Below are 23,339 nucleotides of genomic sequence, written 5' to 3' on the forward strand. Positions count from 1 at the left end.
GCAATTAATACATAATATTATCTGTTTAGATAATACTATACATATAAATCTTTATAAGGAGGAGTGTATGAGGACATTTAATGTTTTTTCGGTTATATCGCTAATTCTAGTAATAATAGGCGCCCTTAACTGGATGGTTGTTGGAATCTTTAACTTTAACTTTGTTTCCTTTATCACGGGAACGTGGACTTGGTTAGAACGAACAATCTATATTCTTGTAGGCGTTGCAAGTATCTATCTTATTATCTGGTCGTGTGTGCGTATGCCCATTAAGACCCAACAAGCCAAAAACTAATCTTAGTTAATTAGTTTAAACCGCTTTTTTAAATGTTAAAAAGGCGGTTTTTTTAATGCTCGATTATTCTTTTAGGCGTAATTTCTAACAGTTTTATCATTATACCGCATATTAAAAAACAAGGTTTAAAAAAATATTTGTATTATATTTAAATTTATGCTATAATATAATTACAAATAAAGTAAAGTGCGTAGCTTTTGCTATTAATTTGATTTTATAAAAGGAGGATAATATGCTAAGTTTTTTTACAAGTTCGGCAGACGCTAACTTTTGGCAAAGTTTTGTGTTACTATTTTCGGAGATGTCGACAATCGTAATTGTTTTGTTTGTCGTAGGAATCTTGTTTTGCTTAATCGAAGTGTTTATACCCGGCATTGGCGCTTTTGGCATTATAGGACTTACGTCTTTTATCGTCGCTATGATTATACGTATGGTTCAAGATGGTAACGCATATATGTTGCTTATTATGGTGTTCTTTGGCGTAACTCTTATCGGCGGGACATTCTTAATCCTATCTCTATTAATCAAGAACGGCAAACTTGACAAAACAAAAATGTTTTTAGTCGGCACGTCGGTTTCTACCGGTATTACAGAAGGCACAAAAGATTACTCAAATTTACTTGGTAAGGTTGGCACTGCTAAGACATTATTGCGTCCTGTTGGAATAGCCACATTTGACCAAGAAACGGTCGACGTAGTCGCATTAAACGGCGTAATTGAGGCAGGCAGTCAAATCAAGGTAATTAAGGTAGAGGGGCAACGAGTGGTAGTTGAACCCGCCGAATAAAATAAATACATATTAGGAGGAATATTATGGCACAATTTTTACTAGCATTTGCGGCAATAGAAGGTTGGGTAATAGCCTTAATCGTTATTATTGCTGTTATTTTACTTTTAGTTTTACTTATTTTCCCAATCGGGACGTGGTTTAGAGCCTTGATAAGTAAGGCGCACGTATCAATGGGGCAACTCGTTGGTATGAAATTAAGAAAAATTAGGTTTAAAATGATAGTCGAAGCTTACATTCGTTCCAAAAAAGCAGGTCTAGACATTGAAGTTAACGAACTTGAAACGCATATTATGGCAGGCGGTAACGTTTTAAATATCGTCGACGCTTTAATATCTGCGCATAGCGCAAATATTGAACTTAGCTCGCAAACTGCAAAGGCAATCGACTTAGCAGGCAGAGACGTTCTTAACGCCGTAAAGATGTCTGTTAACCCTAAGGTAATTGAAACGCCTATTATTAGCGCTATTGCCAAAGACGGTATTGAGTTAAGAGCAAAGGCAAGAGTTACCGTTAGAGCAAATATCAGTCGTCTAGTTGGTGGCGCAGGCGAAGAAACAATTATTGCTCGTGTAGGCGAGGGTATTGTAACAACTGTTGGTTCGTCCTCAACGCATAAGGAAGTTCTTGAAAATCCCGACCTTATCTCTAAGACAGTACTTAGAAAAGGTCTTGACGCAGGTACTGCTTACGAAATATTATCTATTGATATCGCCGACATTGACGTAGGTAGAAATATCGGCGCTCAATTACAAATGGACCAAGCCGAAGCCGACAAGCGTATTGCGCAAGCTAAGGCGGAAGAACGTAGAGCTATGGCAGTTGCAAAAGAACAAGAAATGAAAGCCGCAACCCAAGAAATGAGAGCTAAGGTAGTAGAAGCAGAGGCGGAAGTTCCTAAGGCTATGGCGGAAGCTTTCCGTACAGGCAGGCTAGGCGTTATGGATTATTACAAGATGGAGAACGTTCAAGCCGACACCGCTATGCGTCAAACTCTAAGTGGCGGTACAAAAGAAAGTAAGAAGTAGAATATGGATTATATGATATTTATGCCTATACTCGTATTTATCGTTATTGCCTTTATCATTACAGGCGCAAGCGTTCTTAACGCTAAACGCAAAAACCATCAAGAGGAAGAACGTAAAAAATACGATAGACAGGTCAATTTTAGAGCGCAAAACCATTCGGGCATTGCGCCAAAATCTAAAAAAATCGTTGTTCCGCCAACGGCTTCAACAAGAGAGCCTATGAGGGTAAGCGTAGTAGCTGATAGATTAGCTAGCGGTCACGGACACGCTTCGGCTGGCGATGCGATAGAATTTAGACCAGATACTTCGGGTTCGTTAGGCGACCAAGAAACTGAGGGTTGCGTAGAGCATAATAACATACGCTTTTTAACTAAAACGACAGAAACCGAAGAAGGTCAACAAACTATCTACGATTACGACCAAATAGCCTTAGCTATTGTGCTAGGCTCGGCTCTTTCCCAACCTAAATACAAAGACTTATAATTTACCTACAAAACAATTATCCGCAAGAATTAGTTCTTGCGGATAATTTTGTTTTAATTAATAATTTTATTTAAAATGTTACTTCTTTAATATATTTAATATTTGTATATATTATTTATCTAACAATTCGTAAACCACGCTTTCATAAGCTCTTAATTTACAAGAACATAGATAAGGCGAACTATCGGGATAATTTGAAATAAATAATTTGCTTGAAGCGTAGGTAAGACCTAATTTTGTAGCCTTAAATTTGTAGTCTTTAACGGTAAAATTAGAGATTACAACTAAACGCTTGCCCTCAAATTCTCTTAAATAAGCGTAAAGTTTGTTACCGCCGATATTTATTAAAGAATATGTCCCAAATATCATTTCGTCGTGCGTTTTTCTAAGAGCGATTAAGCGTTTATAATAGTTAAGCGGACTTGTTTGTTTGTCAATTTGACTTTTTACGTTTATCTCTTTATAGTTTGGGTTAACTTTTAGCCAAGTTGTGTCGCTAGAACTAAATCCGCCTTGTTTAGAGCTATTCCATTGCATAGGCGTGCGAGCGTTATCACGAGAAGAATACGCTACAAGTTTCATAGTCAACTTTTTGGTTAGAAATTTATGAAGAAGTTTATAGCTACGGTGGCTCTCTACGTCTTTATAGTCGTCAATATTTTGCATACGAACGCTTGTCATACCTATTTCTTGCCCTTGATAAACGTATGGCGTACCCGATAGGAAAAACATTACGTTAGCTAACATTTTTGAGCCGAGTTCTCTATACTTTGCATTATCCAAACAATATCTGCCCACAATGCGAGCCTGGTCGTGATTTTCAAAATAGTTTGTGTTCCAACCTTTGTCGAATAGACCATTTTGCCAATGTTTATGAGCATTTTTAAGATATTTAAGACTAAATTTTCGTTTTAGTTGCTTTACGCCAAAATAGTTGTCGGCGCTCATTTGCTCAAAAGCAAATACGGTATTGAGTAGAGGAGCATTTTTGTCGGTTAGTTTAATTGCGTCTTCAACGTTGATTAGCACGCTTTCGCCCACGGTGTAAGTGTCATATTTGTCAAGAACGTCATTTCTAAGTTCTCTTAAAATATTGTATAGTTCGGGTTGATTTAAGTAGTGTTCTTTGCCGACAAGGGCGATGTTTGCTTTACCGTTTGGCAGACCCTTAGCTTTTGCTATAATATTAATTACGTCGCATCTAAAACCGTCTACGCCCTTATCTAACCAAAATTTTAAAATATCTTTAATTTCTTGTTTTACAGCCGGGTTTGAGTAATTTAAGTCGGGTTGGCAAGCGTCGAATAGATGTAGATACCATTCTTTTGTCGTCTCGTCGTATTCCCAAGCTTTGCCTATAAAGAAACTTGTCCAGTTGTTTGGAGGCTTTTTGCCATCTTTGCCACGACCCTTTGCCCAAATATAGTAATTGCGGTAAGGGTTGGTAAGGCTACTTCTACTTTGTTTAAACCATTCGTGCGAGCTACTTGTGTGATTGATTACAAGGTCCATTATACATTTTAAGTTGCGTTTATGCATTTCTTCCAAAAGCAAATCAAAGTCTTGCATATCGCCGTATTCGCTATTTATGTTTTTGTAGTCGCTAATATCGTAGCCGTAGTCGGCGTTAGGCGAACAGTACAGCGGAGAAAACCATATTGCGTCAACGCCAAGTTGTTTAATATAGTCTAATTTAGAGATTATACCTTTAATATCGCCAATTCCGTCGCCGTTGCTATCGCAAAAACTACGAGGGTATATTTGGTAAATCGTCATTCTTTTATAGTCCATAATTGATACTCCTTTGCTTTAATAGCTAATTTATATTTTATCACACATAATTAGTAATATCAACATTAAAAAATACTTTTTTCCTACTTGCAAAATAATATATATTTGTGTTATAATAATTAACTAAGGAGGTAAGTTTATATGACTGAATTTGAACTTTGGCGTGAAAAAGCAACCGACCAAACTGTAATTAGTAATTTGCAACAAATGACGCAAGACGAGGAGCGCAAATCTTTTGCATTTTGTAAGCAAATAGAATTTGGAACGGCAGGGCTAAGGGGGCTGATGGACGCAGGCACAAACTGTATGAACGTTTATACAGTAGCTCAAACCACGCAGGCTCTTGCTATTCGTTTACTTAGTGGCTTAGAAAGCGAAGTTGTAGTTTCTTACGACAGCAGGCATAATTCGCTTTTGTTTGCGCAAATTACGGCTACCGTATTAGCTAATAACGGATTAAAAGTATATCTTACCGAAGAAATACAACCTACGCCTTTCTTATCTTTTGCCGTTAAACATTTTTCCGCCGACGCAGGCGTAATGATTACCGCTTCTCATAATAGCAAAGAATATAATGGTTACAAGGTTTACGGCGCAAACGGGGCGCAAATAGGGCAACAAACCGCAGACGAGATATTTGAGATAATAAAGACCGTAGACTGTTTTAACGTCAACACGCAAGGCTTTCTAAATCATTTAAATAAAGGCAACATTCAATATATTAACAAAAATGTAGTAGGCGAATATTTAAATAATGTTTATTCGCAAAGTATTAACACAATAGATAGACTAAGGGTAGTTTATTCGCCCCTTAATGGTTGCGGACATATACTTGTGCCTAAGGTACTAAAAAATAGGGGTTTAACTGATTTATACCTAGTGTCTACGCAAAAGTACCCTAGCGGTGACTTTACCACGTGTTCTACGCCTAATCCCGAGAAAAAAGAAGCCCTTGCCTACGGCATAGAGTCCTTAGAGTCTAACGGCTATGACATTTTAATAGCGACTGACCCCGATTGCGATAGGGTCGGCGTTGCTATCGCCCACAAAGGAAGCACCGTAAGACTTACAGGCAACGAAGTAGGAATACTTCTTACCGATTACCTTCTTTCTAGCAAAAAGGCAAATAAAACATTGTCGCCTAACCCGATTATTATAAAAACTATTGTTACAACCGACTTAGTCGAAGATATAGTAAAAGATTACAACGGAATGTGCGTCGATTTACTTACGGGATTTAAATATATTGGCGAATACGTTGACGGGCTAACTAGGCAAGGGCAACAAAGTCGTTTTGTATTAGGATTTGAAGAAAGTTGCGGTTACCTTACGGGCAACTATGCAGGTGACAAAGACGCAGTCTTAGCAAGTATGTTAATTGCCGAAATGGCGTCCTTCCACCTAAAAAGAGGACAAACTTTGGTAGATAGGCTAGAATATATTTACTCAAAGTACGGCTATTACTCTCAAACACAATTTAGCCTTGTTTACGAGGGAACAAAAGGTATTAAACTAAGGCAAGAAGCTATTGATAAATTAAGAGCGACTGAACTTACTAATTTAGGCGGTCAAACTGTGCTATCTATTACAGATTTGCTTAACAAAAACGACACTAATTTACCAAAAGCCGATGTTTTAATCTATAAATTGAGCAACGACATTAAAGTTATTATTCGACCAAGCGGAACAGAACCGCTTGTTAAATTCTATCTATTTGCAAAGTGCGCTAATAATATTTCCCAAGCGTTATTTTCTAAGTTAGAGTTTTGTCTAAAAGAATTACTGAAATAACACTAAGGAGAGAGGAAGAGGGGTATGAACGAATTATTACAACAGCTTACAATAGAACAGAAGGTCGACCTACTTAGCGGTTTGCATTCGTGGTGGACTAGGGGGCAAGAGCAACCCTATGTTCCGCAAATAATGATGACCGACGGCCCTTGCGGGTTACGTAAGCAAAGCGCAACTGCTGATAATATCAACGACAGTAGCATAGCTACTTGTTATCCAACGGCTTGTAGTCTTGCAAACAGTTGGGACAGAGATTTAGCGTTTAGCGTTGGTTCGGCTATTGGGGCGGAGGCTCGTGCCGAACAAGTTTCAATAGTGCTAGGGCCGGGCGTAAATATCAAGCGCAACCCTTTATGCGGTAGAAATTTCGAGTATTATAGCGAAGACCCTTTTCTTACAGGTAGACTTGCCGACAAATGGATTGAAGGCATTCAAAGCCAAAAGGTCGGCGCTTGCGTTAAACACTTTGCCGTAAATAGTCAAGAAACAAGAAGGTCTACTATTGATACTCTTGTAGACGAACGAGCGTTAAGAGAAATATACCTCTCAGCTTTTGAGTATATTACGCTTAATAGCAAACCTTGTTCGATTATGGCTGCTTATAACAAGCTTAACGGCGTAAGTTGCGCTCAAAATAAGCGTTTGCTTACGGATATTCTACGTGGCGAATGGGGATACGAAGGTTTGGTTATGTCCGATTGGGGCGCAGCTTATAACATCGTAGAGTGTATTCGTAACGGTATGGATTTAGAAATGCCCGACGGACTAGGTTTATCCAAAAAAGCTTTACTCGAAGCAGTCAAAAATGGCGAACTAGATGTTAGCGATATAGATAGGGCAGTAGCTAACGTACTTAAATTAGTATTCGCTCGCAAAAAAGATATTACCGAAAAAGCCGTAGTGGACCTTGCCGAACAACATTTGTTAGCTAAGGAAACCGCTACCGAATGCGCAACACTGCTTAAAAATAATTTAAACGTATTACCTCTCAAACCCGAACAAAAAGTTCTTGTAGTAGGCGAACTGGCTAAAAATATGCGTTTTCAAGGCGCAGGAAGTAGTCATATACACGTTTCGCCAACGCCTAATCTGCTTGACACTCTAAGACTTAATAATATTGACGTAGGTTATGCACGTGGTTACGACGCTTCAACCGACGAAATTAACAGCGAATTAATAGAGCAAGCGTGTAACTCCGCCAAAGATTACGACATCATTGTATTTTGTGGCGGACTTACCGATATTTACGAAAGCGAAGGTTACGATAGGGAGCACTTAGATATGCCCCTAGCCCAATCTCACCTTATTAGCAAGTTGACCAAGCTAGGCAAAAAGACCGTGTTTGTTTCTTTTGGCGGCTCTCCCTACATAATACCTTATGTAGACGAGATAGACGCAATTTTAAATATGTATTTATGCGGACAGGGCGCAGGCGAAGCCACATACGAATTGTTGTATGGTATAAAGAATCCTTGTGGCAAACTTAGCGAAACCTGGCCTAAAAAATTGTCAAGCGTGCCTTGTTACAACTTTTTTAATCGTAAAATTCGCAGTAGCGAACATCGAGAGAGTATTTTTGTAGGATATCGCTACTATGATACATTTGATGTTCCAACATTGTTTGACTTTGGTTATGGACTGTCCTATACTCAGTTTGAGTATAGCGACTTTACCGTCAACAAAAATAATGTCTACAATTATACTGTAAGCGTAAAAGTGAAGAATATAGGTTCTACTTCTGGCAAAGAAGTCGTTCAACTTTATATAGCTAACCCTCGTCAAGATATAATTAGAGCAAAAAGGGAATTAAAAGGTTTCGCCAAGACAGATTTGCTCGAACCAAACGAGGAACAAGAGATAATTTTTACCCTAGACAAACGCAGTTTTGCTTTTTATGACGTAACAAAGAGCGATTATGTTGTTCCTAGCGGTAAATATACCTTACAAATAGGGGGCGGACTTAAACAAATTAAGGCGACAAAGGTTATTACGGTTTCGGGTGAAACCATACCGAGTATGCAGGCAGATTATCCCAGTTATTTTGAGCAAAACGGCGATACATTCTTTATCCCCGAAGACGAATTTGTTAAATTACTGGGTAGACCATTGATTGAGGACGGCGAATTTCACAAGGGCGAATTTACCCTCTCTAACACGCTTTACGATATGCGCGCAAACAGATTTATTAGATTTATAACTAATATTGTAATTAAACAGACTATTAAGAGTATGGGTATGTCTAAGCATAATCCGGCTGTAAAGATGGCTATTTCGGGTACGCTTGAAACTCCGCTTATAAATGCAACGGCAATGAGTCAGGGCGTATTTAAACGCAAATTTTGCCAAGCGTTAGTTTATATTGCAAACGGAAAATTCTTTAAGGGAATAGGTCATTTGCTAAGTAAGGAGAAATAATGATAAAATTTGACTTTACAAATATGCTTGATACCGCAGTTAAAAATGGTATTGACAAAAAAGATTTATTGTCTAGCGAGGTGTATTCTGCCTATGATTTGGTTCAAAGTAATCGTGGTAAAGGTATGCAAGAGTGGATGGATTTGCCGGAAAATCAAGACCAAGTCGTACAAGACATTTTAGATACGGCAAGGGAAGTTCAATCAAACTTTGACTATTTTGTCGTGCTAGGAATAGGCGGTTCGGCGTTAGGCTCTATTGCGGTATTTAACGCTTTATGTCACCTATATCATAACGACTTGCCTAAGGTAGCTCGTGGTAATGCGCCCAAATTTTACGTATTAGATAATGCCGACCCCGAACGTATGCGAGCTCTTTTTGATTGTATCGACTTAAAAAAGACAATGTTTAATTGCATAACTAAGTCCGGCGCAACTAGCGAAACTATGAGTCAATACTTAATTGTTACAAATTTGCTTAAACAATGTTTAGGCGAGGATTATAACAAACATATTATAGCGACAACTTCGGCAAACAAGGGCAATTTAATTAAGCTAGCTAGGGAACACTCTTATAAGACATTTTATATTCCCGAAGGCGTAGGCGGAAGGTTCTCGGTATTTAGTCCCGTTGGGCTACTTCCATTTGCCGTACTCAACATAGATATTATAAGTTTACTCAAAGGCGCAAGCGAAATGAACAAAATTTGTTCTTCTCGCAATCTTTTGACTAATCCCGCTTTAATGTCGGCAGTAATTCAAAAGAAAGCTATCGACAAAGGCTGTAATATAAGCGTGCTTATGCCTTATGCGGACAAGCTTAAATATATAGCAGATTGGTTTTGCCAACTTTGGGCGGAATCTATCGGCAAAGCAGTCGATAAATCGGGTAAGGTCGTAAACGTTGGGCAAACTCCGGTTAAGTCACTAGGCGTTACCGACCAACACTCCCAAGTTCAGCTTTATGCCGAAGGGCCTTACGACAAAGTCGTAGTGTTTTTAGAATGTGGGTTTGATACCGTATACAAAATTCCCGAAGAAAAGACCGAGTTTGACGACGTTAATTTCTTATGCGGACAAACTCTTAATCAATTAATGGATAGCGAAATGCGAGCTACAAGGTATGCTTTAACTAAGGCAAATAGACTTAATTACACTATTACTATGCCTTGCGTAAACGCATATTATTTAGGACAACTTATGCAAATGTTTATGTTGCAAACTGCTTATATGGGCGCAATTTACAATATAGATACTTACAATCAACCCGGCGTAGAAGGGGGCAAAAATGCAACTTACGCTTTATTTGGCAGAAGCGGTTACCAAGAATTAGCCAAAGAACTTAGCGTAATTCCCGACGAACAATTTATTATTTAAGCGAGGAACAAACAATGATTAGTAAACTTCCACCTAAGGGAATGAGGGACTTTCTCCCTTCGCAAGTAAGAGCTAGAAATTTACTTTTACAAAAAATAAGAGAAACATATTCTAGTTACGGTTTTGTTGAAATAGAAACTCCTTGTATCGAAGATATCTCCCTACTTCTAAGCAAACAAGGCGGAGATAACGAGAAATTAATGTACAAAATTTTAAAGCGAGGCGACAAGTTGGCTAAATCGTCAAACGAGGACTTATGCGACCTTGGACTAAGGTTTGACTTGACCCTACCGCTTTCAAGATACTATGCAAATAATATCGGCAGTCTTCCGCCGGTATTTAAGGTAATGCACATAGGCAACGTATTTAGAGCCGATAGACCGCAAAACGGACGATATAGGCAGTTCGTTCAATGCGACATAGATATCATTAACGAGCCTACAATTCTTGCCGAGATTGAATTAATTAACGCAACTTCGGCGGCTTTATTTGCCGTTGGCATACGTGGGGCAAAGGTAATTATCAACGACCGCAACTTGCTTAAACTACTTGCAAGCTATTGCGGATTTGCAGAAGAACAATATGACGAAGTATTTATTACCCTAGACAAACTAGATAAGATAGGTTACGACTCGGTCTACGAGGAGCTAATTACAACGGCTAGTAAAGATGCTTCGGCTAAGTTAGTCGCCACCATACAGCAAATAAGAGCCTCTAATGACCAGTTAAATTGTGTTAGGTCGGTTTTGGGTAGTTTGGCAGAACCCTATATCGACTCGCTTAGCCAAATTATTTGTAGCGCCGAAGCGACTTTTGACATTACGCTTGTAAGAGGTATGAACTACTACACAGGCACAATTTTCGAAGTGACTACGCCCGAATTACCTTATTCGGTAGCAGGCGGAGGAAGATACGACAAATTAATTGAGAAGGTCAGTGGAACGCCAACTTGCGCTTGCGGTTTTTCAATCGGCTTTGAACGCATCTCGGCATATCTAGGCGACAACGTAGATTTGCCTAAACAACAAGCCATAGCCTTTGTTTTTGACAAAGCCTACATTTCGCAAATAAGTAAAATTTTTGACTTAGTTAAAGAATATCGCAAAGACAACGTATGCAGTATTTTTACCAAGAGCAAGAACTTTTCTTATCAAATAAAGTCGCTCTATAACAATTCTTTTACGGCAATAATGGTTTATAACGGCAATACTTTTGAGGAAATATAAGTGACCAAACAAGAAAAAGCTAAGTTATACGTCAATCCTAAGCCTATCGCCATTGAGGACGGGGCTAAGTTTGACATAGATATAAATAAGGGTCTAAGCGATAATCAAGTAGCTACAAGGCGAAACGAAGGGCTTGTAAACCTTGACGCGCGTAAAAAAGGCAAGTCGATTTTGCAAATTTTGCTGTCGAATGTCTTTACCTACTTTAACTTAGTATATATGATATTGTCTGCAATATTGATTATTTTTCAGCAGTACAAGCAACTTATGTTTTTAGGCGTAGTTTTACTAAACACGGCTATTGCGATTATTCAAGAGATTAAGTCGAAGCGCTCGTTAGACAAACTTAAATTTATATCTATTCCGCACGCTACCGTTATGCGTAACGGCGTAAAACAAAAAGTTACTATCGAGCAAGTCGCCCTTACGGATATTATTTATTTTTCTAACGGCAGTCAAATTTGCGCCGACTGTATTGTAATTGAGGGCGGAGTTGAAGTCAATGAATCAATTCTTACCGGCGAAAGCGAAAGCGTGCAAAAAAATAAAGGCGACAAGATATTTGCAGGTAGTTACGTAGTTTCTAACAACTGCACGGCTATTGTAGTAGCCGTAGGCAAATATAACTTTATAAATACCCTTGCAGGCAAGGCTCGCCAATACAAAAAGCCCAAAAGTCAACTTAATAAATCATTTAAAATTATTCTTTATGTAGTGTCAGTGTTGATACCTATACTTGCCTTTGTAATTTACAATATAAATTTTAGAGCGATAGGCTTTGGCGATATGCCAACTTTTATCAACAAGACTGTTTCGCCTATAATTAACATAATTCCAGCAGGCCCATTCTTGCTTACTTCGGTAGCCTTAGCGGTATCGGTAATAAGGTTAACCCAACACAAAACTATGGTGCAAGAGCTGTATTGCATAGAAATGTTAGCAAGGGTAGACACTCTTTGTCTTGACAAAACTGGCACGCTTACCGACGGCACTATGCGAGTAATAGAGAGTATTGATTTAAGAACTGACGGTAAGTTGATGGTTAAAGATATTATTTCTACAATGAATAGCGCTTTCAACGAGTCAAATATGACTGCGCAGGGGCTTAAAGCTTTTTACGGCGACAAAAAACACCCAATGCTAAAAAGTTCGGTTGTGTTGCCATTTTCTTCTAAACGCAAATTTTCAGCCATTTCTTTTGAAAGAGAAGGGACGTATTTTTTAGGCGCTCCCGAATTTATCTTAAAGACAAAAAATCAACGTATCGACGATATGGTAGACAAATACGCAGGGCAGGGGTATCGAGTGCTTCTACTTGCTCATTCTACAAGTATGATGCTCTCTAATGCAGATTTAAGTCAACTGCCATTACTCCGTAGACCCGTTGCCTTGATTGTAATAGAGGACCATATACGAAGCGACGCCGAGCAAACGCTCAACTGGTTTAGAGATTTAGGCGTAGATATCAAGCTAATTTCGGGCGATAACCCTATTACGGTTTCAAATATTGCAAAAAGGCTAGGTATTGTCGGCGGAGAGAATGCCGTTAGCCTAGAAAACTTTACCGACGAAGAAGTCAAAGATTGCGCTACAAAGTTTAGCGTGTTTGGCAGAGTTAGCCCCGAACAAAAAGCTATACTTGTAACGGCTTTAAAGGCTAACGGGCGTACGGTAGCTATGACGGGCGACGGCGTAAACGATATTTTAGCGCTTAAAGAAGCTGATTGTTCTATCGCTATGGCAAGCGGAAGCGACGCAGCCTACAACGTGTCGCACTTAGTTTTGCTTGACAATAACTTTGCTAACCTTCCGCAAGTTGTATTAGAAGGTAGGCGAGTAGTCAATAATATTCAAAACGCTAGTAGTATGTTCTTTATGAAGACCGTATTTTCTACCGCTTTGATGGTTTTTTTAGCAATTTTAGGTTTTGGTTTCGGTATTTATTACGCTTATCCTTTTTCAACCACGCAAATAATTTTAATCGACACCTTTATAGTAGGCTTGCCGACGGTTTTTTTAGCCTTGCAACCCAACAAAAATATTATAAAAGGTAACTTTCTTACCAACATTTTTAGACGAGCTATACCGGCTAGCATAACTTTTTTTGTAAGTTTTATTGTGCTATTTGTATTTAATTTTGTGTACAAGTTGCCAGTTAAAGTCGAACATTTCCAAACAGTTTGCGCTTTGTGCTTTGTGCTGTGTTCTTACTACGCCTTAGTTTACGCTTGTAAACCTTACAAATTTTGGAAAATTTTACTCCTTATCGTAGTAATTTTTGTAATATTTATAGGCGCTACCGTATTTAGAGAATTTTTAGATTACGCCTTGCTTTCTCGTGAAGAAGTGCTACTTCTTTTGACTGTGTCTATGGCGAGTTTTCCTGTTTACGCTTTCGTTTACGCATTATTTAATGGATTTAAACCTAAGTTTGAGTTGGGTCTTAAAGTATGAAAGTAGCGTTAATTACAGGAGGCAATCGAGGCATAGGTAGAGCTACGGTAGAAAAGTTTGCAAGTAATGGCTATATTGTCGCTTTTACTTATAACTCTAATAAACTTCAAGCCGAAGAATTAGTTAAAAAATTATCTTTTTCTCAAAATATAGTTGTAGCTTATCAATGCGACGTGTCTAGCTTAGCTAGCTGTCAAAACGTAGCGAGTCAAATAATTAATCAATTTAAACATATTGACTGCGTCGTTTGTAACGCAGGCATTTCTATTTCTAAACCAATTACCGATTATACGCAAGACGATTACGCTTCAATTATGTCGGTAAATGCAAGAGGCGTGTTTAACACCGTAAAAGCTGTTGTTCCTTATTTAATTTCTAGTAAAAGCGGTAATATTATAGCGCTTTCTTCAATCGCCGAACAAGGTTTAAGTTGCGAAAGCGTCTACGCTATGAGTAAGGGCGGAGTAGTTAGCTTTGCGTATTCGCTTGCTAAGGAATTAGGGTTAAGTAATATTCGGGTAAATTGCGTTAGTCCCGGTCTAATAGACACCGATATGAATAGTCAACTAACCGAGCAAGAAAGGCAAACGCTACTAGACAAATGTTTAATTAAACGAATAGGGCTTAGTCAAGACGTAGCAAACGCCATATTTTTTCTAAGCCAAGCTAGTTACATTACGGGTATAAACCTCGCCGTAGACGGCGGACTAATTCTTTAAATTATGGAGTGGTATTTTTATATTTTAATAATTTTAGGCGTTTTAACCCTTTTTCAATTTGTAATCGCCCTAGTTTTAACTTTGGTTGTGCTTCGTCCTCGCAAGCATAGCGACCAATTTATTATCAATAGACAGCTAGATAGAGAGAATGTCGACTACTTATTTTTTGACAATTTGCATAAAGAAGATTTTTCTTTGCAATTAGGTAGAACAACTATCGTAGGCAAATATATCGTCAATGCCGAATCGACCAATAAGTGGGTAATTATTTCGCACGGTCACGACGCAAGCCACCTCGAAAGCGTTAAATATCTAAATATGTACTACAAATTAGGTTTTAATTGCTTAGTGTTCGACCAAAGATATTTTGGGCGTAGCGTATCCTCAAACTGTTCGCTTGGTTACTACGAACGAAAAGACTTAGTCGCCGTAATTGATATGCTTTGCGATAAATACGGCGAGATTTTTTTAGTCTTGCACGGCGAGTCTATGGGCGCTAGTTCTTCTATTTGCGCATTAGAATTTACAAATAAACCCGCTTGTGTTGTCGCAGACTGCGCATACGCTTCGGCTGACAAATTTGTATATGCCGTAATCAAAAAGGTTGTCAAACTTTTTGCTCCGCTAGTCTTTGTATTCGCTAAACTTATAGCTTTTTTGTCGTGTGGTTGTAGACTTAATAAAGTTAGCCCAATTAAAGTAATCAAACATAATAATACGCCAATATTATTTATACACGGAACAAACGACCAGCTAGTGTCGGTTAACAATAGCATAGATATGTTTAACGCTTCGACTTCTAAACTTACTCGTTTAGAGTTATTTGACAAGGCTAAACACGTAGAGAGCCACCAATTAGATTCCGCAAGATATGCCTTAGCCGTTCAAGATTTTACCAACAAAGTTTATTTAAATTATCAGCATATAACGGACGAGAATTTATAAATAATAAATTTATATTTAAAGTAAAAATAGAAATTTTAATAATAATTTAAACAAAAAAATAAAGAGCGATAGTTATGATGTTAACCCTAAAAGTTGGACATATTGAAAAATATGTTAAAATTTAAAAGGCGCATTTCATTTTTCGTTCTTTATTTTTATAAATACTATAACTTATATAGCATAGGTAAATTATTATATAAGGCGTAAATTGTCGTACAATTTAGTTATTTTTGTTTATCTTTAACCGCTTCGACAGAGTAAAGACGCCCGCCATAGTCGGTTAAAATTCTTACCGTCTCGTTCCAACCCGAACTGCTAAACGCTTGATATAGCTTAATGCCTGCGTTACAAAGCAAGTCGCCGTAAGAAGTATATTTCTCGCATTCGGTTTCTAGGCTGTAACCGTGTTCGATAACCATCTTAAATATAGGGTTATTTGCAAGGTGAGGTAGGGCTATATTTATTAAATCGCCAAATTGTTTAGCCTCAAAACTTTGTTTTTTGGTAGTTACGACATATTTTGTAGCGTCTTCAAGACCGTCAAGTTTGAGAATATCGCTAGGGGGCGAAGTTATGGCTTGCCCGTAAAACATTCCAACTATTGCCGTTTGTTTGTCGGGGCTAACTCTAATAAAGCTACTAAGATTGCTTGTAAAAATGCTACTTAATTTGTACTGTTTGCCGTATTGAAGGGTTTGACGATATTTTTTGTAATAAGATATTTGTTCTTTTACGCTCTTTAAGTCGTTATTGCTCAATTTATTTAAATCTAATTCGTAGCCGAGCAGTCCCATACTTGCTACATTAAAGCGGTTGTCAATGGTTGACATTCTTAGCGTTTGATGGTTAGGACAAGCCGAAACGTGCGCTCCAAGCGTAGAAGCAGGGTAAGCAAGCAACGTTCCTTCTTGTATTTTTGTTCTGTCGCAACTGTCGGTATTGTCGCTACACCAATATTGAGGCATATAGCATAACATTCCTAAGTCGACTCGATTACCACCCGAAGCGCAACTTTCAAATAAAATTTTATCAAATTTTTTGGTTAAGCGACTAAGAACGTCATATAGTCCAAGCGTATATTTATGGAAAAATTCGCCTTGATTTGTTAGCGTAGGGGAATAGAAGTCGCTCATAGGACGGTTGAAGTCCCATTTGACATAGCTAATATTTGCCGAACTAAATATGTCGGTAAGTCTTGTTACAATGTAATCTCTTACGTCTTTGTTTGTGTAGTCAAGCAGTAGCTGATTACGGCTCAAAGAGTAGTCGTAGTCGGGGTTGGTAACCGCCCAATCGGGGTGACTTCTAAATAAGTCGCTGTCGGGATTAACCATTTCGGGTTCTACCCAAATGCCAAAGTCAAGTCCAAGTTTGTTAATTTTGTCGCATATTCCGCTAAGCCCGTCAGGAAAACGAGATTTGTTGACATACCAGTCGCCTAGCGCTTTTGTGTCGTCGGTGCGTTTGCCAAACCAACCGTCGTCAAGCACAAACAACTCTATTCCTAGACTGCTAGCCTTTTGCGCAAGGTCAAGAAGCTTCTTTTGAGTAAAGTTGAAGTAGGTTGCCTCCCAGTTATTAACTAGAATAGGGCGAAGTTTGTTTTTCCAAACGCCTCTTACGATATGCTCGTTTACAAAAGTGTGGTATTGTTGGCTAATGCCGTTTGTACCTAAGTCGCTAAACACCATTGTAGCTTCGGGAGTAACAAAGCTAGCTTTACTTTGCAATGTCCAGCTAAAACCAAAGTCGCTTATACCAGTCATAAATCTAGTTTTGTTGTGGATAGTGACTTCGCAAGTTTCTTTGTGATTTCCCGAATAAATTAAGTTAAAGCCGTAGCCATCGCCAACGCTATCTGTTGTATTTTGCTTAGACAATATTACAAAAGGGTTGTGAATATTTGAAGATATACCGCATTTTGAATCTATTTGAGTTAAGCCTATTTGAGCCGTTCGTTTAGTAATTTGTCGTTCTTTGCCCCAAGCGCCGTCCAAAGTAGTCATATCTAAGTTAGCGTAAGGTAAATCAAGCTGTAAGCTTGCTATTTTTTCAATTATAATTGTTTTTTCGCCGTTATTTACAAGTTTTGCCGACCTAGTTATTATGTCGCAATCGGCAAAAGTCGAATAATAAAGTATTAAATCTAGATTAGCCCCTTTGTCGGTAAGCGTAATAGCTAGCGTATCGGTTTTTGCGTAGCTACTGGGAAGTTCGTCAAGCTCAAAATTAGAAATATGTTCGGCTCTACTAAATAAAAAATTAGAAACCAAACTGCCGTTACTGTTTTTTACAAGTATAAAAGGCTCTCGGTAGTCGCCCTTTCCGGAAGTAGATATTTCTTGCGACAAGTTATTTAAGTTAAGCGTAGGAAATTTTGCGCTATACGCAACCGTTGTGCCTAGACTTGTGCCAAGTTTTTCTTCAAGCGGAGTAATCTCGCAAGGGTTGGCTATTTTTTTGCCATAGTAAAGCTGTTGAAGGTGTCCGCTGTCCATTACCTCAAAGATGTAGCTTGTATTTAGGGTATCTAATTTAAAATATTGCATTACTTCCTCCTAAAAAAGTTTATCTATTTCAATTTGAGCCAAGCTAATATTAAAACCAACTTCAAGAATATTTTCTTTGCCAAATTTTTGTTCAAGTATTAGTTGCTTTTTTGCATCTTTATTTACAAAAGCAAGCACGCTTCCTCTAAACCCCCCTCCGTGAACTCTTACGGCGCAATCTGGATAAATATCTTTTACGCCTTCGATTATTGCAAGTAGGGGCGAATTTGTTTCGTTATCTATGCTACAATTTCCTAAGTAATCTCTACTGCTTATGCCCGATTGATTAACTAAATTGTAAAATGTAGGTAAGTCGCCTTTTGTAAGGGCTGTATATGCAAGTTCAACTCGATTATTTTCGTTAAAGAAGTGGAAAGAGCGTTTAAGCTCCCTTGTCTTTTCGTGGCAGTTATAGTAAGCCATAAATTCTTGTTCGTCGACCTGTCTAAGATAATTTTTACCAAATATTTTAGCAACGCTTACCATATCGTCTTTAATTTGAGCGTAGTAAGCGCCTAATTTTGCGTGGTCGTCAAGCGTTTTAATTAGCAATATTTGTCGGTCAAGCTTAACCGAGAGGGTTTTTACCAAAATGTCGCTAGGATTTGCAAAGTCAATATAGCTTAGTTTTCCATAAGAAACGCCACATTGGTCAAGCAATCCGCAAGGTTTGCCGAAATATTCGTTTTCGGCGTATTGCCCGATTTTAGCAAGTTGCATTTTTCCTATCGAATTATTGTTAAACAGTCCGTTTAAGATGTTTCCAATTAATATTTCAAATGCAGCCGAACTTGATAAGCCCGAAGCGTAAGGTATATTGCTTGAACAAACACAATCGAAACCGCTCTTAATATAATTATTATTTGAAAAACCTTTAAGAATACCTCTTACAATGGCTAAACTGGTGTTAATTTCGTCTTGTCTTTTTGCAATTTCGTTACAGTTAAGGCAAATTTGCCCAAAGTCGCTTATAATATTGATTACATCTGTATTATTTTTTTTAGCAAAGCCGATAATATCACGATTAATTGCGCTTACAAGAACTTTACCGTTGTTGTGGTCGGTATGGTTTCCAAGTAGTTCGCACCTGCCGGAGGCGGTAAAAACAGCCTCGACCTTGCCGAATTTTAATGCAAAGAGTTGGGCGACACTATCGTACCTAGCCTTAGTATATTCCTTTGGTAAATCGCCATAAATAGAAGAATAGTAACTCATATTCTTTCAAACTCCCACAACTCGGTATGCGTTTTTTGACCGTGTTTTGCAATTTCGTATATAGGCGACAACGTTTCGGCTTCAATAAAATGTTGATTAGCGTAGCACTCAACGTTGCAACAATAGTCGGGATATTCGCCCGCTACAACTTTTGCCGACTTAGTAAATTTAATATTGTCTTTAATATAGGTTATTTCTCCGTTTTTAACAAAACTGCCAACTTTTAAGGGCGGTAAGTCTAAATAATTTATTGTCAATTTATCTTTTGTAAGAACAATTCGGCTGTCGTTTATGTCGCAATATTGCCACAAAACAATGTTGCGGTTAGGCGTAAAGCCCAAAGGAGAATTATCAAATACAATTTCGACTTTTGCGTCCTTTGCAAGGGCGGTTATTGCCCAAAGACCGAGTTTAGCCATTTCGCCGAAGTTTTCAATTTTGTGAGTAATGGCTAGACTTGTGTCGGTTAAAAATTTAATATCAATAGAATAACGCAAGCCGTTTGCGTTTATGGGCGAAACCAGACTGATTTCTTCTTGCGTTGCGGTTAAAACAGCCTTAGCGTTGTCCTCATAGTAACAAGAGAAGTCCTCGGGACTTTTCCATAAGCGGTGACCGCCTAGCTGAAACCATTTATTGCCGTTATTAAGCAAGGTAGACTGAGTAAATTTATCGTCGTAATAACATAAGTTAGGGCTATTGAAAGCTGAAATATAACTTATTCTTATACCATATTGATAAGTTAGCCCAATACTAACCGAATTTGTTGAAATAATTGTCATTTCTCCAAATGCAGTAAGCCTAGTAGATATTGTATAATTGTCAAAATTTTTCATAATGTAATTATGACACATTAGAGTTGCTATGACAAGTAAAATTAAAAAAATACTTTTGTTAGTATTGTTAAACAAGTTTTTTCGTGTTATAATAAATTTAAGAGGTTATTATGACAAAGATAGGTATTTTTTCGGACACGCACGGCAACTTATTCGCTCTTGAAACAATGTATAATTACTTTATAGATAACGGTTGCGAGGAGATTATTCACTGTGGCGATATGATTACAATGGGGGCGCAATCAAAAGAGTGTTTAGACTTCTTTTTTTCTCACCCAATCACTATGGTTAGGGGCAACCACGATATGGACTATGTGTTAAACAGAGTTTCTCGCAGGGGCGAGTCGCAAGTTAGTCAAGAACATAAGGAATTTATTTTTGCTTCGCTAGGCGAAACCTATAAAGAGAGAATTCGTCAACTGCCTTTGGTTGTGTATAGAGAGTTTTACAAGGTAAAATTTGCTTTTATGCACTACGCTCTTTCTCGTGACAAACAATTTACGTTTACGCCGATTTATCAACAACCAACGATTGAAATTTTTGACGACATTTTTTCGGGTATTGACGCCGATTGCATATTTTATGGTCACAAACACGAGCCTTGCGATATGCAAGGTGTTAAACGTTATATTGACGTAGGTAGCGTAGGTTGTCGCAAAGAAAGCGACGTTAGCGGAATTATTCTTACCGTTTGTCCTAGCGGTTACAAGGTAGAAAGAATATATTTGCCTTATCCTCGTCAAAAAGTCTTGCAAACTATGCTTGATAGAAATATTCCCGATAGTTTGCATATCTTTGACTATTATTTTAAAGAAGCCGAAAATAAATAAGAATTATTCTTTATTACTATTTTAAGCAATTAATATATTAAAAAGCAGACATATATTTTACTTATACTAATATCAATAATAAAAGGGGAGCAATAATGAACAAAAACTTTACTAAAAAGATTCTTTTTGTCGTATCCGAGTGTCGTCCTTTTGTGGCTTCGGGCGGTTTAGCCGACGTTACGGGAAGTTTGCCAAGTCAATTAATAAAACAAGGCTTGACCGTAGACGTGGTTATGCCACTCTATCAATCAATTAAACGCAAATTTGGCAAAGACTTAGTCAAAATTGAAACTAAGGACGTTTATCTTGATTATCGCAAACAACAAACCAACCTTTATTCTATTGATTGTTCGGGCGTAAAATACTATTTTATTGATTACGATTATTACTACGACCGCCCCAATCTTTACGGCTATGATGACGATATAGAAAGGTTTACTTTCTTTTGTACCGCCGTTATATCTTTTTTCCAAGATAAATACGATATATTTCATTGTCACGACTGGCAAACGGCGCTTATACCTACTTTGTTAAAGATGACAAAACCAACTAAGCGCACAATTCTTACTATACATAATATTGATTATCAAGGCAAATTTGCCGTTGGACAGCTACAAGACTTAACCGGACTATCAAGCAACTTTTTGGGAATATTTGAGTGGCAGGGTAGTTGCAATTTGCTCAAAAGCGGAATTGTAATGTGCGATAAATTGACCACTGTTTCGCCTAGCTATGCCGACGAAATTCAACTTTCCTATTATTCGGCGGGGTTATGCGATATTATAATGCAGAATAGGTATAAATTAGTTGGCATCTTAAACGGTATTGACACCTTAAACTATTCTTCTAGCCTTGATACTAATCTTGTCGCAAATTTTGACGCTTCAACGCTTGCTAACAAAAAACTCTGCAAACATCAATTACAACAAACCTTAGGCTTGCCTCAAAACGACCTTCCTTTATTTTGTATGGTAACTAGACTTGCTACGCATAAAGGGCTGGACTTAGTCAAAAGCGTTATTCCATATTTTTTACAAAAAAATATACAATTTGCAATTTTAGGAACAGGAGAAAAAGAATACGAAGAATTTTTCGCCTCTCTTTCAAAAACTAATGATAACTGCGCCTGCGTAATAGACTTTAACAATGTTTTGGCAAAACTTATCTATGGCGGAGCAGATTATTTAATTATGCCTAGTTTAAGCGAGCCTTGCGGATTATCTCAAATGATAGCTTGTCGCTATGCAACGCTACCTATTGTAAGACGAGTAGGGGGATTAGGCGACAGCATAATCAACAACAAACAAGGCATAGTTTTTGACGACTACGACACAACAAGTCTTAGCTTAGCTTGGCAAAAAGGAATTGATATTTATTTAACGCCTATCTTCGACGAAATGCGTCGTTATGCCCTCGCTACCGATTTTAGCTGGGAAATTTCTTCGCAGGAATATATTAAATTGTACAAGTCAATTTAATAATTACTTTTTAAGCTTAGTCTTTGCAAAACTATTAGCTTCTAGCACACTCGTTTGGTAACTGTTTACAAGCGAGTGTTTTTTTATGTTTTCAATTTTAGCTTGTTTGCCTAGCATTTCAACAAATTCGGTTTTGGTATATTTGTTAGCGAATAGGTGATAAGCAAGATTACCGGGAATAGTGTTTATCTCGTTTACGTAGATTTTGTCTTCAATCAATAAGTCAATACGCATAACTCCGCTTGCGTTAAGCGAGGTTGCAATTTTAAGCGCAAGGTTAGATATTTCTTCTTCTTTGCTATGCTCGTTGAGAATAGGACTGGTAAATTTGCCCCCTTGCGCTAAGTATTTATCTGCAAATGAAAAGACTTCTTGATTTTTAAGCGGTTGTTCAAGACAAGAAACTATATACCCATCAAGATAACGCATGACTGCTACGTTAATTTCTTGTGCGCATACAAACTTTTCAACAAGGACAAATTCGTCGTAAAACATCGCCGTTTCTATTGCCTTTAATAGTTGCGTACGATTTTCAACTTTGCTTACGCCAATGCTTGAACCTTGTTTTGTAGGCTTTACAATTAAAGGATAAGCAAATTTTGACTCAACCGTTTGAACAACATTTTGACAATTTGTAAGATAATCTTGCTTGCGTATCAATTCGTATTCGACTACGTTTAAACCGCTACTTGCAAGGACAAGTTTGGTTAAATATTTGTCGTAGCAAACGTGACTTAGGCTAGAACTCGGCGAAACATAGGGGATATCGGCAATTTCAAGCAGTCCTTGTATATCGCCGTTTTCTCCGCTTCCGCCGTGAAAGGCTAGCAAGGCTAAATCAATCTCAAACAGTTTTTTAAGCCTATTGCCTTTTATTTTATATAAAAATTTGCTGTTTGGTAAAATTATGCAAGGTATGCCCGAACAATTTGTATATTGCTTAGGCGTTAAGCTATTCTCAATTAGCCACCACTTATTTGATTTATCTATGTATATTTTTTTATAGTTGGCATTTTCAAACAGACAAGCGGTTATTATTGAAATGTCGTGTTCGGTTGAAGGCATACCAAACATTATTACTTTGCTTTTTGTTATTTTTTTCATTCTTTTACTCCCTAATT

18 protein-coding genes are annotated in these 23,339 nt (G+C 37.8%); 13 read left to right on the plus strand and 5 right to left on the minus strand.

The annotated features are described in order from the left end of the window. The first annotated feature begins 67 nt into the window (after positions 1–67). The 4 genes from RR062_04940 to RR062_04955 all read left to right on the plus strand — a co-directional run bounded on the left by RR062_04940 (position 68) and on the right by RR062_04955 (position 2,593). Positions 68–295, plus strand: coding sequence for a DUF378 domain-containing protein (locus tag RR062_04940; protein ID MEG2027053.1), 228 nt, complete (start codon positions 68–70; stop codon positions 293–295). A gap of 232 nt (positions 296–527) precedes the next feature. Further along, a complete protein-coding gene (locus RR062_04945) occupies positions 528–1,082 on the plus strand; it encodes an NfeD family protein (protein MEG2027054.1) in 555 nt (184 codons plus the stop codon). A 26-nt stretch (positions 1,083–1,108) separates the two neighbouring features. Then, positions 1,109–2,110 (plus strand): flotillin-like protein FloA, encoded by a 1,002-nt coding sequence (gene floA / locus RR062_04950; GenBank protein MEG2027055.1) that lies wholly within the window; start codon positions 1,109–1,111, stop codon positions 2,108–2,110. Positions 2,111–2,113: 3 nt separating this feature from the next. Next, entirely contained in the window at positions 2,114–2,593 is a 480-nt protein-coding gene (locus tag RR062_04955) for a hypothetical protein (GenBank protein ID MEG2027056.1), read from the plus strand. 111 nt (positions 2,594–2,704) lie between these two features. Here RR062_04955 and RR062_04960 read toward each other — a convergent pair whose 3' ends face one another. Further along, on the minus strand, positions 2,705–4,384 hold the full coding sequence (locus tag RR062_04960; GenBank protein MEG2027057.1) for an alpha-glucosidase: 1,680 nt from the start codon (positions 4,382–4,384) through the stop codon (positions 2,705–2,707). A gap of 141 nt (positions 4,385–4,525) precedes the next feature. Between RR062_04960 and RR062_04965 the strand changes: the two genes are divergently transcribed. From RR062_04965 to RR062_04995, 7 genes are read left to right on the plus strand one after another with little or no spacing between them, the layout of a single operon-like run. Continuing rightward, a complete protein-coding gene (locus tag RR062_04965; protein MEG2027058.1) occupies positions 4,526–6,175 on the plus strand; it encodes a phospho-sugar mutase in 1,650 nt (549 codons plus the stop codon). Between the two features lie 24 nt (positions 6,176–6,199). Beyond that, positions 6,200–8,590 carry a glycoside hydrolase family 3 C-terminal domain-containing protein gene (locus RR062_04970; protein ID MEG2027059.1) on the plus strand — a complete coding sequence of 797 codons (2,391 nt, stop codon included), beginning with the start codon at positions 6,200–6,202 and terminating at the stop codon, positions 8,588–8,590. After that, positions 8,590–9,966, plus strand: coding sequence for a glucose-6-phosphate isomerase (locus RR062_04975; GenBank protein ID MEG2027060.1), 1,377 nt, complete (start codon positions 8,590–8,592; stop codon positions 9,964–9,966). The genes RR062_04970 and RR062_04975 overlap by 1 nt, the downstream gene beginning before the upstream one ends. 14 nt (positions 9,967–9,980) lie before the next feature. After that, positions 9,981–11,192: a histidine--tRNA ligase gene (gene hisS, locus RR062_04980; protein MEG2027061.1), complete on the plus strand. Its 1,212-nt coding sequence runs from the start codon at positions 9,981–9,983 to the stop codon at positions 11,190–11,192. Beyond that, on the plus strand, positions 11,193–13,646 hold the full coding sequence (locus RR062_04985) for an HAD-IC family P-type ATPase (GenBank protein MEG2027062.1): 2,454 nt from the start codon (positions 11,193–11,195) through the stop codon (positions 13,644–13,646). Beyond that, positions 13,643–14,365 (plus strand): SDR family oxidoreductase, encoded by a 723-nt coding sequence (locus tag RR062_04990; protein ID MEG2027063.1) that lies wholly within the window; start codon positions 13,643–13,645, stop codon positions 14,363–14,365. The genes RR062_04985 and RR062_04990 overlap by 4 nt, the downstream gene beginning before the upstream one ends. Before the next feature lie 3 nt (positions 14,366–14,368). Then, positions 14,369–15,310: a hypothetical protein gene (locus tag RR062_04995; GenBank protein ID MEG2027064.1), complete on the plus strand. Its 942-nt coding sequence runs from the start codon at positions 14,369–14,371 to the stop codon at positions 15,308–15,310. A 224-nt stretch (positions 15,311–15,534) separates the two neighbouring features. Here the strand turns inward: RR062_04995 and RR062_05000 are convergent, their stop codons facing one another. The 3 genes from RR062_05000 to RR062_05010 are packed head-to-tail and all read right to left on the minus strand — an operon-like array spanning position 15,535 to position 19,910. Continuing rightward, entirely contained in the window at positions 15,535–17,859 is a 2,325-nt protein-coding gene (locus tag RR062_05000; GenBank protein ID MEG2027065.1) for an alpha-galactosidase, read from the minus strand. A 9-nt stretch (positions 17,860–17,868) separates the two neighbouring features. After that, positions 17,869–19,074: a galactokinase family protein gene (locus tag RR062_05005; GenBank protein ID MEG2027066.1), complete on the minus strand. Its 1,206-nt coding sequence runs from the start codon at positions 19,072–19,074 to the stop codon at positions 17,869–17,871. Further along, the gene (locus RR062_05010; protein MEG2027067.1) at positions 19,071–19,910 is read right to left on the minus strand and encodes a hypothetical protein; all 840 of its coding nucleotides are present in this window, start codon (positions 19,908–19,910) and stop codon (positions 19,071–19,073) included. The genes RR062_05005 and RR062_05010 overlap by 4 nt, the downstream gene beginning before the upstream one ends. Before the next feature lie 110 nt (positions 19,911–20,020). On the opposite strand from RR062_05010, the gene RR062_05015 reads away from it, so the two are divergent. Both RR062_05015 and RR062_05020 read left to right on the plus strand, forming a co-directional pair. Beyond that, a complete protein-coding gene (locus tag RR062_05015; protein MEG2027068.1) occupies positions 20,021–20,740 on the plus strand; it encodes a metallophosphoesterase family protein in 720 nt (239 codons plus the stop codon). A gap of 95 nt (positions 20,741–20,835) precedes the next feature. After that, complete coding sequence (locus RR062_05020; GenBank protein MEG2027069.1) at positions 20,836–22,218, plus strand: glycogen synthase; 1,383 nt, start codon at positions 20,836–20,838, stop codon at positions 22,216–22,218. A 3-nt stretch (positions 22,219–22,221) separates the two neighbouring features. Here the strand turns inward: RR062_05020 and RR062_05025 are convergent, their stop codons facing one another. After that, positions 22,222–23,322 carry an ATP-grasp domain-containing protein gene (locus tag RR062_05025; GenBank protein MEG2027070.1) on the minus strand — a complete coding sequence of 367 codons (1,101 nt, stop codon included), beginning with the start codon at positions 23,320–23,322 and terminating at the stop codon, positions 22,222–22,224. Positions 23,323–23,339 lie beyond the last annotated feature (17 nt).

Source organism: Clostridia bacterium (genome assembly GCA_036654455.1).
Lineage (GTDB): Bacteria > Bacillota > Clostridia > Christensenellales > CAG-314 > JAVVRZ01.

Coding starts and splice junctions, on each gene's coding strand:
- RR062_04940 (MEG2027053.1), top strand. CDS start 68: ATGAGGACATTTAATGTTTTTTCGGTTATATCGCTAATTCTAGTAATA.
- RR062_04945 (MEG2027054.1), top strand. CDS start 528: ATGCTAAGTTTTTTTACAAGTTCGGCAGACGCTAACTTTTGGCAAAGT.
- floA (MEG2027055.1), top strand. CDS start 1,109: ATGGCACAATTTTTACTAGCATTTGCGGCAATAGAAGGTTGGGTAATA.
- RR062_04955 (MEG2027056.1), top strand. CDS start 2,114: ATGGATTATATGATATTTATGCCTATACTCGTATTTATCGTTATTGCC.
- RR062_04960 (MEG2027057.1), bottom strand. CDS start 4,384: ATGGACTATAAAAGAATGACGATTTACCAAATATACCCTCGTAGTTTT.
- RR062_04965 (MEG2027058.1), top strand. CDS start 4,526: ATGACTGAATTTGAACTTTGGCGTGAAAAAGCAACCGACCAAACTGTA.
- RR062_04970 (MEG2027059.1), top strand. CDS start 6,200: ATGAACGAATTATTACAACAGCTTACAATAGAACAGAAGGTCGACCTA.
- RR062_04975 (MEG2027060.1), top strand. CDS start 8,590: ATGATAAAATTTGACTTTACAAATATGCTTGATACCGCAGTTAAAAAT.
- hisS (MEG2027061.1), top strand. CDS start 9,981: ATGATTAGTAAACTTCCACCTAAGGGAATGAGGGACTTTCTCCCTTCG.
- RR062_04990 (MEG2027063.1), top strand. CDS start 13,643: ATGAAAGTAGCGTTAATTACAGGAGGCAATCGAGGCATAGGTAGAGCT.
- RR062_04995 (MEG2027064.1), top strand. CDS start 14,369: ATGGAGTGGTATTTTTATATTTTAATAATTTTAGGCGTTTTAACCCTT.
- RR062_05000 (MEG2027065.1), bottom strand. CDS start 17,859: ATGCAATATTTTAAATTAGATACCCTAAATACAAGCTACATCTTTGAG.
- RR062_05005 (MEG2027066.1), bottom strand. CDS start 19,074: ATGAGTTACTATTCTTCTATTTATGGCGATTTACCAAAGGAATATACT.
- RR062_05010 (MEG2027067.1), bottom strand. CDS start 19,910: ATGAAAAATTTTGACAATTATACAATATCTACTAGGCTTACTGCATTT.
- RR062_05015 (MEG2027068.1), top strand. CDS start 20,021: ATGACAAAGATAGGTATTTTTTCGGACACGCACGGCAACTTATTCGCT.
- RR062_05020 (MEG2027069.1), top strand. CDS start 20,836: ATGAACAAAAACTTTACTAAAAAGATTCTTTTTGTCGTATCCGAGTGT.
- RR062_05025 (MEG2027070.1), bottom strand. CDS start 23,322: ATGAAAAAAATAACAAAAAGCAAAGTAATAATGTTTGGTATGCCTTCA.